This is a genomic window from Paenibacillus sp. 1_12, assembly GCF_900114475.1.
GTDB lineage: Bacteria > Bacillota > Bacilli > Paenibacillales > NBRC-103111 > Paenibacillus_S.
The window spans coordinates 188,467-202,933 of record NZ_FOTE01000009.1; the positions used below are offsets into that span (position 1 = coordinate 188,467).

Annotated in this window: 12 protein-coding genes; 5 read left to right on the plus strand and 7 right to left on the minus strand. The window is 45.3% G+C overall.

Translation table 11 applies throughout. The features are described from left to right. Positions 1-39: 39 nt before the first annotated feature. On the minus strand, positions 40-2,397 hold the full coding sequence (gene yicI / locus BM210_RS20415) for an alpha-xylosidase (protein ID WP_091172812.1): 2,358 nt from the start codon (positions 2,395-2,397) through the stop codon (positions 40-42). Positions 2,398-2,532: 135 nt separating this feature from the next. Between yicI and BM210_RS20420 the strand changes: the two genes are divergently transcribed. The 4 genes from BM210_RS20420 to BM210_RS20435 all read left to right on the plus strand — a co-directional run bounded on the left by BM210_RS20420 (position 2,533) and on the right by BM210_RS20435 (position 5,258). Further along, the gene (locus BM210_RS20420) at positions 2,533-3,420 is read left to right on the plus strand and encodes an AraC family transcriptional regulator (protein WP_091172815.1); all 888 of its coding nucleotides are present in this window, start codon (positions 2,533-2,535) and stop codon (positions 3,418-3,420) included. A gap of 50 nt (positions 3,421-3,470) precedes the next feature. Continuing rightward, positions 3,471-4,133 (plus strand): pentapeptide repeat-containing protein, encoded by a 663-nt coding sequence (locus tag BM210_RS20425; RefSeq protein WP_091172817.1) that lies wholly within the window; start codon positions 3,471-3,473, stop codon positions 4,131-4,133. A 163-nt stretch (positions 4,134-4,296) separates the two neighbouring features. Continuing rightward, on the plus strand, positions 4,297-4,776 hold the full coding sequence (locus BM210_RS20430; protein WP_091172819.1) for a DinB family protein: 480 nt from the start codon (positions 4,297-4,299) through the stop codon (positions 4,774-4,776). 44 nt (positions 4,777-4,820) lie between these two features. After that, positions 4,821-5,258: an NUDIX domain-containing protein gene (locus BM210_RS20435; RefSeq protein ID WP_091172822.1), complete on the plus strand. Its 438-nt coding sequence runs from the start codon at positions 4,821-4,823 to the stop codon at positions 5,256-5,258. A gap of 203 nt (positions 5,259-5,461) precedes the next feature. Here the strand turns inward: BM210_RS20435 and BM210_RS20440 are convergent, their stop codons facing one another. The 6 genes from BM210_RS20440 to BM210_RS20465 form a co-directional block, all read right to left on the minus strand. After that, complete coding sequence (locus tag BM210_RS20440) at positions 5,462-7,456, minus strand: glycoside hydrolase family 125 protein (protein WP_091172824.1); 1,995 nt, start codon at positions 7,454-7,456, stop codon at positions 5,462-5,464. Between the two features lie 42 nt (positions 7,457-7,498). Next, positions 7,499-8,341 carry a carbohydrate ABC transporter permease gene (locus BM210_RS20445; protein WP_091172827.1) on the minus strand — a complete coding sequence of 281 codons (843 nt, stop codon included), beginning with the start codon at positions 8,339-8,341 and terminating at the stop codon, positions 7,499-7,501. A gap of 11 nt (positions 8,342-8,352) precedes the next feature. After that, positions 8,353-9,297 (minus strand): carbohydrate ABC transporter permease, encoded by a 945-nt coding sequence (locus BM210_RS20450; protein WP_091172829.1) that lies wholly within the window; start codon positions 9,295-9,297, stop codon positions 8,353-8,355. Between the two features lie 14 nt (positions 9,298-9,311). Further along, positions 9,312-10,640 carry an extracellular solute-binding protein gene (locus tag BM210_RS20455; protein ID WP_091172831.1) on the minus strand — a complete coding sequence of 443 codons (1,329 nt, stop codon included), beginning with the start codon at positions 10,638-10,640 and terminating at the stop codon, positions 9,312-9,314. Between the two features lie 110 nt (positions 10,641-10,750). Continuing rightward, entirely contained in the window at positions 10,751-11,779 is a 1,029-nt protein-coding gene (locus BM210_RS20460; RefSeq protein ID WP_177237918.1) for a LacI family DNA-binding transcriptional regulator, read from the minus strand. A gap of 139 nt (positions 11,780-11,918) precedes the next feature. Beyond that, the gene (locus BM210_RS20465) at positions 11,919-13,418 is read right to left on the minus strand and encodes an IMP dehydrogenase (protein ID WP_091172836.1); all 1,500 of its coding nucleotides are present in this window, start codon (positions 13,416-13,418) and stop codon (positions 11,919-11,921) included. Positions 13,419-13,652: 234 nt separating this feature from the next. Here BM210_RS20465 and BM210_RS20470 point away from each other — a divergent pair, with 234 nt between their 5' ends. Next, positions 13,653-14,465, plus strand: a complete 813-nt coding sequence (locus tag BM210_RS20470) for a DUF2935 domain-containing protein (protein ID WP_091172839.1) — start codon at positions 13,653-13,655, stop codon at positions 14,463-14,465. Positions 14,466-14,467: the final 2 nt, after the last annotated feature.

Genomic DNA, 14,467 nt, shown 5'->3' on the forward strand with positions numbered 1-14,467 from the left:
TTATCCTACATACAAATACATATTCGACTGGCTGCTTGTTTATGCTTTTAACTGTACAGTAATAGCTGATGCTTCACCTGAAGCCATATTTAAGCGAATGCCTTGTTCTGCAGCTTCCCAGTCCGCACCCTGCACGCTTGCAGCCTCAGTAATTCCCCGCAAGATGAGACTCCATGGCTTAGCAGAATCAGTCGTCGTCATAGTTGCCTTGTCACTGCTTGTAGCCTGCACATGAATCGTTAAGCCCTTACGTTCCACCCTAACGGTCAGCTCTAATTCACCCTTCGTGCTGTAAATGGCTGCTTCTGCCGCGTTCTGATCCTGAAGCTCGAATGCATGCACAACGACATGATCGGCATAATCATAATCAGGACGTAAATGGTTGCTTCCGACCGCGATCAGACTGTTTGGTCTGACCAACAAAGGCAAACTGAAATAATCATGTTGATCTCGGATCCATCTGCCGCCTTCCACCTTCTCTCCAGTCCAATAATTCGTCCAAGTTCCCTGCGGCACATAATAGGATGCAGCACCCGTTTCATTAAAAATCGGCGCGACCAACAAGGATTCTCCCAGCATGTATTGCAGATCGAGTGGATGCGCTGAAGGGTCCTCGGGAAATTCGAGCACCATCGCACGCATTACAGGTAGTCCATTAACTGTCGCTTCCACTGATGCACTATATAAATACGGCATTAAGCTGCATTTGAGCTGGGTAAAATGGCGCAGCACATCCACCGCCTCATCCCCAAACAGCCAAGGCACCCGATACGATTCATTACCGTGAAGACGGCTGTGTGAAGACAGCAGCCCGAATGCAACCCAGCGTTTGTACACATCAGGTGCCGCTGTTTTTTCAAAGCCGCTGATGTCATGACTCCAAAAGCCGAAGCCGCATAACCCCAAAGAAAGACCGCCGCGTAATGTCTCCGCCATCGATGCATAATTTGCAGAGCAATCACCGCCCCAATGAACTGGGAACTGCTGACCGCCCGCTGTAGCTGAACGGGCAAATACTGCTGCTTCATGCTTACCCAATGTCTCCTCCAGCAGCTCGAAGGTTGCTTTGTTGTACAGCTGCGTATAATAATTATGCATTTTCATCGGATCAGAACCGTCATAATAAACAACATCCGTCGGAATCCGCTCGCCAAAATCAGTTTTGAAGCTGTCTACGCCCATATCCACAAGCCTTTTCAGCTTGCCTTGATACCATTTCACCGCAGCAGGATTCGTAAAATCAACCAGTCCCATGCCCGCCTGCCATTTATCCCACTGCCAGACGTCTCCTTCCTTCGTCTTCACCAGATAGCCGTGCTCCATCCCTTCATCGAACAGAACCGATTTTTGCGCGATATACGGATTGATCCATGCACAGATTTTGAGACCCTTGCTTTTCAAACGCTTCAGCATTCCCTCTGGATCAGGAAATACGTCCGGGTCCCATTCAAAATCGCACCATTGGTACTCCTTCATCCAGAAGCAGTCAAAATGGAACACATGCAGAGGAACCTCTCGCTCCATCATCCCATCGATAAAATGATTCACCGTCTCCTCGTCATAGCTAGTCGTAAAAGAAGTCGTCAGCCATAGCCCAAATGTCCAGGCTGGCGGTAACGCAGGTTTGCCAGTCAAGGTCGTATATTTGTTCAGCACATCTTTGAGTGAATCGCCGCCGATAATAAAATAGTCAAGCGACTCTCCCTCCACACTGAACTGCACCTTGGACACATTTTCCGATGCCACCTCGAATGACACCTTTTCGGGATGGTTGACGAATACGCCGTAGCCTCGATTGGACAAATAGAAAGGGATATTTTTATATGCCTGCTCGCTGCTTGTGCCTCCATCCTCGTTCCAGATATCGACCGTCTGGCCATTTTTAACAAATGGAGTGAACCTCTCACCCAATCCATAAATATATTCCCCAATGCCCAAATCAAGCTGCTCACGCACATAAGCGCGTTTATCCGGTGTCCGTATGTAAGCGGAAGTTCGGTTTCCGCTTCCTGTTAAGCGTTTGCCCGCATAATCGAAATCGATTTTCCATGTGTCGGTACGGGAAATATTCACTTTGAGTTTGCCGCTGGTCAGGCTGGCTCCCTGCTCATTATGCTCCAGCAGCACGTTCGCCTCCCCAGTTTGCAGTTCAAATGCAGGTCCCTTAGCGGCCTTGCCTTTGTGGTGCACCATTTGTACACGAATGACGTCCGGGATCGGTGAGCTGTAACGCAGCGTCAATAAAGGGCTATTCAGAGTGTCCCCCTTGCGTTGAACCTTTTTATCCGCCGCATATACGGTAACCGAATCTGCATCTGTACGTATATCGCGAACCTCTACCGCGTAATGCGCTTCCACGCCTTCTCTGATTTGCCAATAACCATCCGTAAACTTCATAATTTTACCCTCCAGACAATGAATGCTAAGTTTTGAAGCTTTCTATAATACTATAATATTGATATTATGGAAGGAATTCTTCTACTATTATGATGAATACTAACAGTATCCTGATATTCGATGGAGGTCGCCTACATGAACCGCGATACCTTGAAAGAAAACCGGATTCACGGACATCCGAAATATCCTGTTAGCGTATATAAGCTGCATTACGAGGCTGGAGAGCCGATTCTGGATTGCCATTGGCATGAAGAATTGGAGTTCCTTATTGTGACCTCCGGCAAAGCGTACTTTCAGGTGGGCGCAGAGATGATGGAGGTGAGCGCGGGGCAGGCTCTATTCATCCAAAGTGGTGAGATTCATGCCGGGTATCCGATCGAGGGGAACGCTTGCAGCTTTGATGCTTTTGTATTTCACAGCGATTTTGTGACCAGTTCCACCTATGATTCCGTTCAAGAAAAATTCATCGCTCCTCTGCTCCGTCGTCAATACGCACTACCAATTCATTTGAAGGGCGAGCTGGATTGGGAAAAGACCGTACTGGCACTGCTGCTGGAGATGATTCGTTCCAATGTAGAAAGCGCTCCTTTACACGAATTGACGACCAAAGCGCAGCTGTATCTGATTGTTGCCGAGCTGTTCTCACATGCCGCAGAGCGTTCACCTTATACGGAGGCCTACACCCATCGTGAAAAGACGGAGCGTCTGAAAAGCGTGCTGCATTACATTCACGAGCATTATCAGGAGCCGATCCGACTCAAGGAGCTGGCGGTTCAAGCGAATATGAGCGAGGGCCACTTCTGCCGATTTTTCCGTGAAATGATGCGTACAAGCCCTATCGACTACGTCAATCGCTTCCGCACACGGCAGGCAGCCATGAAGCTGGAGCAGAGCGACCATCAAATAGCCGCTATCGCTCTTGACACAGGCTTTGATAATATCAGTTATTTTGTTCGAGTGTTCAAACAGCATACCGGATATACACCGTCTCATTACCGTAAAAAAAGACAAATCCAGTTGTGACAACCATACAACAAACCTACGCAGCCCTAATCAGACCCTAAGGAGATCCCATGAACAAACCTTTGAATAAGAAAAAACCGCCTGCGCTGATCGAAGCGCCCAAGCTGCCGTCCGAGCTCCCAGAGCTTGTGCTCAGCAATATGCAATCCCATGATCAATTCGAGCTTGGGAGGGTACAAGATAGCTTTATTGAACATTGCAGCGCTCACAAAATATCATTTGACAAAATCGTTTTAAACAACGTCACTTTCACCGAGACTTCTCTGACCGACCTTGAGCTTACCGATGTTGTTTTTGAGCGCTGTGATCTGTCTAATGTCAATTTTCAGGATGCGACCATTCATAGAACAGAATTTAGAAACTGCAAGCTCATCGGCTTGGACCTAACCGGTGCTACGATTAGAAATGTGCGATTCCACCAATGTCTCGGAGATTATGCAACGTTTCGTTTTGCCAATTTCAAGCAGGTGTTGTTCGATGACTGCTCCTTGCGTAGTGCTGATTTTTACAATTCCACCTTACTTAAGACTTTGTTTCAGAGCTGCCATATCGACCTGGCACAATATTCAGGTACCAAGCTTGATGGCATCGATCTCAGTGATTGTCAATTTTCCTCTTTAGGCGTTGGCATTGAGGATTTACCAGGCTGTGTCATATCCCGCGAGCAAGCAGCCGTGTTTGCCAATCTGATGGGGCTTGTTATCAAAGATTAAACCGAACAGTCCACGCAGCGCGGAGTCTTTCAATCAATCATTTATGCTGTATATGGAGCTGATTACGAAATTCATCTTATTTCATAATAATAAGAACATATGTTTTATTTCTGGAGTTGTTATGGTAATATATGTATAGATTGATAATGGGGTGGTGTCTGATATGACTGTACATAGAGAAGCTATTGTCACTTATAAGCAGTTTGCCGAATGGGTCCCAACTTTGCTGGTTTTCGATGAGCGTGATTGGCTGCGGCCAATTGCCGTCGGCAAGGCTTCCGTTGGTGAAATCATTTCGCATCTGATGAACTGGGACCGGTATCTAATTGAAACAATCCTTCCAGCCGTAAAGCGGGGTGAGGGAATGGTATTTCCCGACTTTGATTCTTTTAACAAATCCGCCTATGTGTACGCGAACTCTGGGGTATCTCGGTACCAGCTGCTAGATGAGTTCACGAATACTCGCCTGGAGCTTGTTGAGCTTCTGTTAGCCATGTCCAGCGAAGATCTGGATAAACCTGTTACCGCCAATGGTATATCCATATGCCCGCATACAGGAGCACCCTATTGCTTAGGTCTTATCATTCAAGAATTCAATGAGCATGATCGTCATCATCAAAAACAAATTTTACATAGAACATAGTCGTGAAGCATTAAATCAACCAAATTCGAACTGGCGGTGCTTAGATGAAAAGAATCGATGTCGCTTCTGCTTTAATTTACGATGATCAGGGCCATCTGTTGGTGGTCAACAATATCAAAGGAAACTCTTCCTATTGGAGTCCACCAGGAGGTGCGGTTGAACAAGGAGAAACTTTGGAGCAAGCCGTGATACGTGAGGTGAAAGAGGAAACAGGATATGATGTTGCCATTACAGGCTTAAGCTCTATTCGGGAAGTATTTTTCTCAGAGGCTGGACACCATGCCCTGATCGTTAGCTTCTTTGCCAAGATTACAGGTGGCGAAATCTGTATCCAGGACCCTGATCAGGATATTACCGAAGTACGCTGGGTTGACCTCTTAACGGCAAAGCAGCTCATGCCGACTTTATTTGAGCAGCTCCAAATCGATATGGATGATCCACATGCATCTTCTGCTTTTTATGCATTCGAAGGAACACGTTAACGTGAAGTAAGGTAGGCCGCATAAGAAAAGCTTCTTATCGAAGTCTACTCGACGATGATACATTCGTGTTATAGCGGTAGCCTTTCTTGAAATATCACAATGTTCAGCTTCGCTGAAAACTTATTAATTCTGATATTAGTATAAAAACCTGGCCGTAGGCCAGGTCCTTGTCTTAACTCAATGTTTGGTTGTTTAAAACGCCTTTATTTTCGAAACATTCCATTTCCTTGAGCCATTATTAACACCTGAGCTATGAATGCGCCAGGCCACGAAAACCAATGTCGGGACTCGACGGTCCCCGTCTCTTCGTCGACCGCCTCTGAAAATAATCCGTCCCATTGGCAAATGGTTCTCAACTTTGTTAGTACTCGATCATATTGTTCCCGATCATTCGTTGAGGCACGGTAAATCAATTCCTGTGCATCTCCAAGCGGCCAAGGATGAGGAGTATGAACAGAGCCAAGCCCCCCGAAAGCACCCTGATAAAATCCACCAACATTGTTAGGGGAAAAGGCAAATTTCAACGTGTTCAGCCAGCGAGAATCGTCAAACTCACAAAATTCCCAAAATGGAGCAAGGATGGTAGGCAAATCATTGGCGTCATGATAGACTTTGTAATTTCCTTTTAAGTCGGATAAATAGGCAAACTGCACTTTCTCATCACAGTTTACGGTAAAATGCTTCATACAATCGTCATGGACGCTCTGGGCCCACTGCCCGATGTTTTCATCCATAAACTTAAACTCGCGATTCAACTGCTCCAGCTTCTTCAAAGTGCGCCACATCAGAATCTGACTGGAAAAGTGATACGGGTAGTCTACCTTATCATCTGCAGGCGTTTCTCCGGTTTGGAACAGCCAGCATTCCGAATGCTTATACTCCAACAGGGTGGCCCACAAATCCGCTATTTTTGGCAGTATTCGTTGTATGGTATCTCGGTCATGAGTCCATTCGTAATATTCGCAAAGCTCCAGTAGCGGGTAGCACTGCTGATCCAGTTGAAACACATTATCCTTGCACCTGCCGCCAGCCAGATAAGCTCTCCCCCAATAACCATGAGTCCTCTCTGCGGCTTCGAACATCCAAAGCAAGTGACCTTTAACCGTATTAACAATATGCTGCCGGTCCCATCCTTTTAAATATTCTGTTTTAGTGTCGGCTTCCATCAAAAGCTTTATCATATAGTAAGCATCTCGATTCCATGCTAACGGCAACAGCTGATGATCGGTAATGACGCAGACCCACTCATCGGAAACAGGAACCGAGCAATTCGTTAAGATGTAGTCCGCATTGCGTCGGATTATCCATTCACTCCATGAGTTATCATTAAATTCCACGGGAGTAGCAGTATGATTGGTACCTATCAGAAGCGGCTCCTGCAGATGACTGATGCTCTGAATCGAGCTTATAATTGCCTTAGCCTGGCTGAAGGAATCATCTAACGGCTGAGCCTGCGCCTGTAACGTATACAGAAGATGTATCCGCTTCGTTTCTCTGGATTTCATCACCAATTGTTGCTCCGACGTATATCGGATTGGTAAAGTCGACTCCCCTCGACCCTCTTGAAGCTGCAGGGGACGACCATCTTCATAAATGAATAGCTCCGCACAAGCCGCTAAATTAGGATTACTTAATACAATACGATGTCCTTCGGCCTGCCAATCATTGACTGGCTCCGGAAGTAAGATCGGGCCACCTTCTGTTAGCTGTCCATAGCTGCAGCGATTCAGATTCAAGTTCCCTTCAATCCGAAATGGAAATACTTGTTCATTGTCGCTTTCATTCAATAATTCAATGCTTTGCAGCAAATACGAGCGTTCAGCATCTTGAATGGTCTCGAAAGAGATCGTTAGTTGAAATCCATTCAACTGATAACGAAGGTTAAGCTTTCCTTTCTGGTCGTAACCTCCTTCCCAGTCTTTAACATCCACATCATGGACGAATCCGATTCCCCTCTGGTGATGGCTTACATCTAATCCGGCTATTTTCCTGCGGTAGCTCCTGACAAATTCACTATCAAACCACTTGCCATTCGGAAACGATGCTAAAGAAGATAATGTCATATACCCCTGAATAGGATGATAGGCATTCATTGTATGGACAGTGCCGTCTTCCCAAACGCTTGCCGTCAAGGAGCCGCAACCTATGTCCAATGTTTTTTTGTTCAACTGACCTTTTTGTATGCGATATGTTTCCATTAATAATACCTTCCAACTCTTATCGAATTTGTGCTGCTCTCTCTACCCTTTTACTGCTCCATTGGTTAGCGCACCCACGATAAACCGTTGTAGCAGAATAAAAATAATCATTACCGGAATAATGCCCATAAAGCTTGCTGCCGCCAAATAGTGTGTTGTAATGGCATCTGAGCTGTTTTTCAGATTGACCAGTCCTACTGATACAGGGAACATGTCTTTAGCATCCAATAAAATAAAAGGAATAACGAATTGCGACCAGCTGGCCACAGCAATCAGAATCGTAACCGAGGCGACTCCTGGCATAGCAACCGGCAGCAGCACCTTCCATAACATGGACCAACGCGTACAGCCATCCACAATCGCAGCTTCATCCAGCTCAATCGGCAGCGTGTCCAAATATCCTTTCATAAACCAGGTGCACAGCGGAATTTCGACAGCGACATATACGGCGACCAGTCCTGCAAAATTATTGATCATCCCGAACTCGACAAACAGCCGATATAAAGGAATCGCGATAATGACTGGCGAGATCATTTGAAAAATGAGAATCGATAACATCGCATACTTTTTACCGCGAAATTGAAATCGGGACAGCCCATAGGCCGCCGGAAGTGAAATCAATAGCGTAAGTACGATCGTCAAGATTACGATTTTCAATGAGTTTCCGATGTATTGGGGAATGCTCATTTGGTTCATCACAAATTGATAATTTTCAAAATGCGGATTACTTGAAAACCAGAGCGGCGGCGTTGCAAACAGCTCGGGCACTGACTTCAGGGAAAGCGAAAATACCCAGAAGATCGGAAAAGCAAAAAACACGAATACAATCAAATAACCGATGTACAGCCCTGCATTACCCAGATTGTATTTCAATCGCTTGCTCACGGCGGTACCTCCTAATTCTTTTCAATAAAGCGGAAATAAACGAACGTCAATATGAGGTTGATCAGCAACAGAATAACCGCAGTTGCAGAGCCTTTTCCTAACTCAAACAAGTGGAAAATATTTGAGTATACACCAAGCGCCATCACTTCTGTACTTTGCCCGGGACCGCCTGCCGTTAATGACATCACCATATCGAATGTATTAAAAGTGGCGACGATACTCGTAATCATGTTAATAAACAAAATTGGCGCCAGAATAGGCACGATTATTTTAGTCAATGTCTGCCAAGGTGTCGTCCCATCAATCTGAGCCGCTTCCAACACATCTCCTGGAACTGTCTGAAAGCCGGCATATATCATAATCATGCAAAATGCCGTTCCACGCCAAATATTTGCGATAGTTACAGAGGCTAGAACTACCTGAGGGTCTGACAAAAACTCTATTTTGGAAAAACCCATCATTTGAACTAAGTAATTGAGAATGCCTGCATCGGACTCGTTGTACAGCATGCTCCATATAATCCCTATAACAACCCCGGGAATGGCCCAAGCCGACAAAACTGTTGTTCGAATGACAACCGTGCCTATCAGCTTACGTTTATTTCCCAAATCGACCATCAAGGCGATGATAAAGCCAAGCAGCATCTGAAAAAACACACTGAATGCAACAAAGGACAATGTGATTCCCACCATATGACCGAAACCTGGCTTGGTAAACAGTGATGTATAGGAATTTAATGTATACATATATCGTTGATCTACCAAGCTCGCATTGGTAAAGCTGAACCGGACTACCTCAATGACAGGATAAATAAATACAAGAAGCAAAATAACCACTACTGGAAACAGCCAAGGTACCGGGGAGTCAGTCCCCAGTACCTTCGGCCAATTCAATTTCACATTAGTCTGCACCTGAGTGGATTCTCCACTCGGCACAGTCTTTTGTTTTTTTAGCATAGGTGTTCACGCCTTTACTTTTGAGTAGCCGTTTTCCAGGCATTGTCCAGTGCTTGCTCAGGAGTTAAGCTGCCGGAAACCACACTAGAGACAGCAATTTGCAGTTGTTCGGAAATTTTGGCGTAATCATCGGAGGCAGGACGAGACTTACCGTTCTTCTCCATGATTTCACGGAACGTTGTAGTGAACTCGTTGCCCGTATACTCTTTCTTATCGTACACCGATTTACGGGTAGGCAGGTAGCCGCCGATGTTACTCCAGTTAGTCATCCCTTTATCCCCAATATAAGTATCCATCAGGAAATCAAATGCCGCTTGCTGCTTTGCCTTGTCTTTAGTAAATATTCCCCATGCCCAGCCACCGGACATCGATACGGGATTTTCCCCATTCATCGTTGGCATCGGTGCTACGCCCCATTTCGCAAAGCGTTCAGGTCCGAGTACATCCTTCAACTGATTGACTTGAAAATTCCCGCCGATGAACATAGCCACTTTATCTGTAGCGATATCTCCATTTTGATCGGCTTCGTTTTTAATGTTGGAAGACCGCTTCGGAGTAACTCCGGTGTCAACAGCACTTTGCAAGAAGTTAAGTACGTTCAATGACTTGGCACGATTAGCACCATCACCGAAAGCGGCTTGCCCATCCTTGTTAACCAGTTCTCCGCCTTGAGACATCAGCAAAGGAAGGAACACAGAAATGGTCGAAGCCTCAGCGCGCCCAGCAGGCATCAGAAGGGCATCATAACCTTTTTCTTTGAGCTTTTTCCCTGTTTCCAGCACCTCATTCCATGTTTTTGGTGGTGTCGGAACTAGATCCTTGCGATAATAAAGCACCCTTGTATCCGTGGTGAATTGAATCCCGTATATTTTACCATCCGGACCCTTCATGACATTCTGGGCAAACGGGAAGAAGTCATCCATTTTAAGTCCGGCTTTCTCAAAATAACTGTCAAGCGGCTGAAGATATTGGTAAAATTTGGGCAGCATATACGCGTCGATCATTGCCGTGTCTGGAGCCCTGTTCTGGGAAGCCAAAATCATCAGGTTTGCTACCGCACCATCATAGGACCGCGAAGTCACATCCACATTAGGGTGTGATTTGAGATACGTGTCTAGTGAGGATTTAATATATTCCACACGCTTGGGGTCCGAACCTTGAGCAGAGTATGCGGTATGAGCCATCCATTCAAAGCTTACTTTTTCCTTGGAAGCATCTGCCTCCTTCACCGGAGCAGCAGTTGGCTTTGCCCCATCCGTACTTCCGCCGCCTCCACACGCGCTTACTACCGTTGTTAATGCCGCCATCATCACTAAAGCTTTAGTTGATTTCCATGTTTTCACTATCAAACACCCCTAAATTAAATTTATATTTTTCGAAAACGTTTTCGAAACAATCAAACGCTTTCGTCAAAATAAAAACGTTCTCGTGAAGTAGAACAACAGACTCTTGTTTAATTAGCTACTTCACAACAGCTCTTTCTTTCAACCAGCACGGTAGGAACTCGTACATGATGGGTCATTCCATCATTATTCTTAATAAGCTCCAGCAAAATCTTCGAGGCCGTCTCACCCATCTGAAAACGTTGTTGATGCACCGTCGTTAAGGGAGGGTGAAAATATTGGGCTGAATCAATGTCATCGAATCCGATGACGGACACCTCTTCAGGAACCTTTTTGCCAAGCTCCTTCAGGGCATCAATAACACCGTAAGCCATCAAATCACTGGATGCGAATACGGCCGTAAAGTCATTCTCTTTTGAAAATGCTTCTTTCGTAAGCAGCGCAGCCTGTTCCCTAGAATAGTTGCCATATACAATCCAATCCTCATTGAACGGCAAACCGTTAGCCAGACAAGCTCTCCGGAATCCCTCAATACGATCATAGGAACCCTTTGCAACTGTATCTCCGGCTATTTTCAATATGTGACGGTGACCCAGATGGATAAGATGCTCCGTAGCTTCCCAAGCGCCCATTTCATTGTCGGATTCCACAAAATTGACTCTTAGCTTTGCATTAGGCAAGCTATCGATATAAACCGTTGGAAAAGCTTTGTGAAGCTCATGGATCTTCTCATCTGTACGTTTATTACCAGTCAAGATCAAGATGACCCCGTCGACGCCTTTTTCGTAGCAGATCGTCTTGTAGCTTGATGTATCTCTCATCTGATTCGAAAAAATGAGCAAATCATAACCGGCAGCGCCGACTTCGTCTTTTATGGAACGGAAATAGTCGATCAAGAAGGGGCTATCAAAACCTGAATTAGTCTGATCCCCGAAAAAAACACCAATAGTCTGGGTCGATTTTGTAACCAAGCCTCGAGCCATCACATTCGGAACATAATCCATTTCTTTAACGATCTGAAGGATTTTCTTACGCGTTTCTTCATTGATATCCTCATAATTATTCAACGCTTTGGAAACCGTGGATACAGAAACACCGGCCATTTTTGCAATATTTCTTATATTTGTTATGTCCTTCACCCCGTTTACGAAAACGTTTTCTGTAATTAATGTAACATGCTGAAATAAACTTGACAAGCTTTTTTTTCATAAATTATACAGTAAAAAAGGACGTGCCTGCCACAATCGCAGAAGCCACGTCCCTTCTATAAACATTCAATTATTCACCTGACAAGCCGCTTTCCTTTAAAATCACATCATGCGCTCCGCCTTCAACAAGGCTTGTTGCCGACACAATCGTGATTCGTGCTTCCTTCTGAAGCTGGGCAATGGTCTTGGAACCGCAGTTGCACATCGTCGACTTTATTTTATGCGTCGTCTTCTCCAGGTTCTCCTGCAGGCTTCCCGCATACGGTACGTACGAATCTACACCCTCTTCGAACATGAGGCCGCTTTTGCCGCCTGAATCGTACCGCTCCCAGTTACGTGCCCGGTTGGAGCCTTCACCCCAGAATTCCTTTACAAAATTGTTATTGACTTTCAGCTTACGGGTCGGACTCTCGTCGAATCTGGCAAAGTATCTGCCCATCATGACAAAATCCGCACCCATCGCTAAAGCTAAGGTGATATGGTAGTCGTGCACAATTCCACCATCAGAGCAAATCGGGATATAAATTCCGGTTTCTTCATAATATTGGTTTCGCGCTTCTGTAACCTCAATTAATGCAGAAGCCTGACCGCGTCCGATTCCTTTTTGTTCACGCGTAATACAAATGGACCCGCCGCCAATTCCGATCTTCACGAAGTCGGCACCCGACTCGACCAGATAGAGAAAGCCTTCGCGATCCACAACATTGCCGGCGCCGATTTTCACATCAAAGTTGGCTTTGACATATTGGATCGTGTCCCGCTGCCATTCGCTATACCCATCCGAGGAATCAATGACCAGTACATCAGCTCCTGCATCGACGAGCGCCGGTACTCTTTCCATGTAATCCTTCGTATTAATGCCTGCACCCACAATATAGCTTTTATTGGCATCCAAAAGCTCATTCGGATGATCCTTATGCGCTTCGTAGTCTTTGCGGAAAACCAAATATTCCAGACGCTGGTCTTCGCCCACAATCGGCAAACAGTTGATTTTATGCTCCCATATCAAATCATTAGCTTCCGACAGTGTGATCCCAAGCTTTCCGTAGATCAATGAAGAGAATGGCGTCATAAATTGACTGATCGGCTTGTCCAGAGCGTCGCGGCTGATCCGGTAATCGCTGCCCTTTACAATACCCAGCAGCTTGCCCCTTGCTGTTCCGTCATCCGTGACGGCCAGAGTGGAATGGCCTGTTTTTTCTTTTAAATCCAGAACGTCCGCAAGTGTATGCTCCGGAGTCAGGTTCGAGCGGCTAACGACAAAGCCAGCTTTGTAACCTTTAACCTTACGAATCATTTCCGCTTCCTCTTCAATCGGCTGAGACCCAAAAATGAACGAAATCCCGCCGCTCCGCGCCAACGCTACTGCCATATGATGATCTGATACTGCCTGCATCACGGCTGATGAAAATGGAATATTCAGCGAAATTGCCGGCTTCTCCCCACGTTTGAATTTAACGAGTGGTGTACGTAAGCTTACATTTGCAGGTGTACAGTCCTTGGTCGACAAGTTTGGTATCAACAGATACTCGGTAAACGTTCGTGAAGGCTCATTGTAATACTTGGCCACTTTTTCTCACTCCTCTTCATGTTTTGTTGGCAACAGCTGCATTCGTATGCACCAGCTCATAACAGTTGAAAATTCACTTCATACGTGCGTTTATTCTCAGATAAATTTTTACAATCTTATCATTCAACCTTATGTTCGGTCAACTTAATTTTTCATTTGACACCTTCCTAGCATTTAAAGAGTATATCTCTAATCGTCATGCATAACGTATTAATAACATTTACTTAGGGGGTTATGCACTTGCCTGATGCTTTTGTTGTACGTTCTATTGAAGAGATTCGTTTTTGGTCCCGTATTATGAAAGAGCATTCTTTTTTTTTAAGGCTTGGCTTTCGTTGCGAAGATACACAGCTTATTAATGAAGCGAATTATTTTTACAAATTGTTTGAAGGGATCGAGCAGAGGTCCCACGCTTTCGGAATGGATACAGACCCTTCAACTATTCGACAATTCAACACGGAAGTGTACACAGCTGTTTCACATATATGGATGTTCAAAAGAAAAGTGTTAGGGCTGATTCTGACCTGTAAGCTCCCCGGGCAAAACAACTTCCCCTTACTGGTGGATCATGTAAGTCGGGAAGCCAATTATTTCAGAAACCGTTTGGAGCAACTTAATCAAGGAAAACTGGAACCTATGCAGGATGCCATTCTTGATGAAAACGTATTTTTCTTGAAAATCATGGCGGACCACGCCAAATTTATTGGACATCTCCTTGATCCATCCGAACGCAAGCTGGTGGAACAGGCCCGCGAGTTCAGCCAGGATTTTGATCAATTATTGTTCCAGGCTCAGGATCTAAGCTCCATGCGACCACAATCGCAAACGCAGCCTCTATTAAATCAATTTCTAGATCAGAACCGAGTCTCTGTAAAATCATTACGCGATTTCAAGCAAACGGCGAGAGACTTAATCTATCAATGCAAAATCAAAAGTATTATTCATCCTTTATTAGCGGATCATGTTTTTCGGGAAGCCGAGCATTTTTTGGAAATTATCGATATGTTTGAAGCCGCGTTGACTGGGGCAAATAAAAGCAGGGAATAACT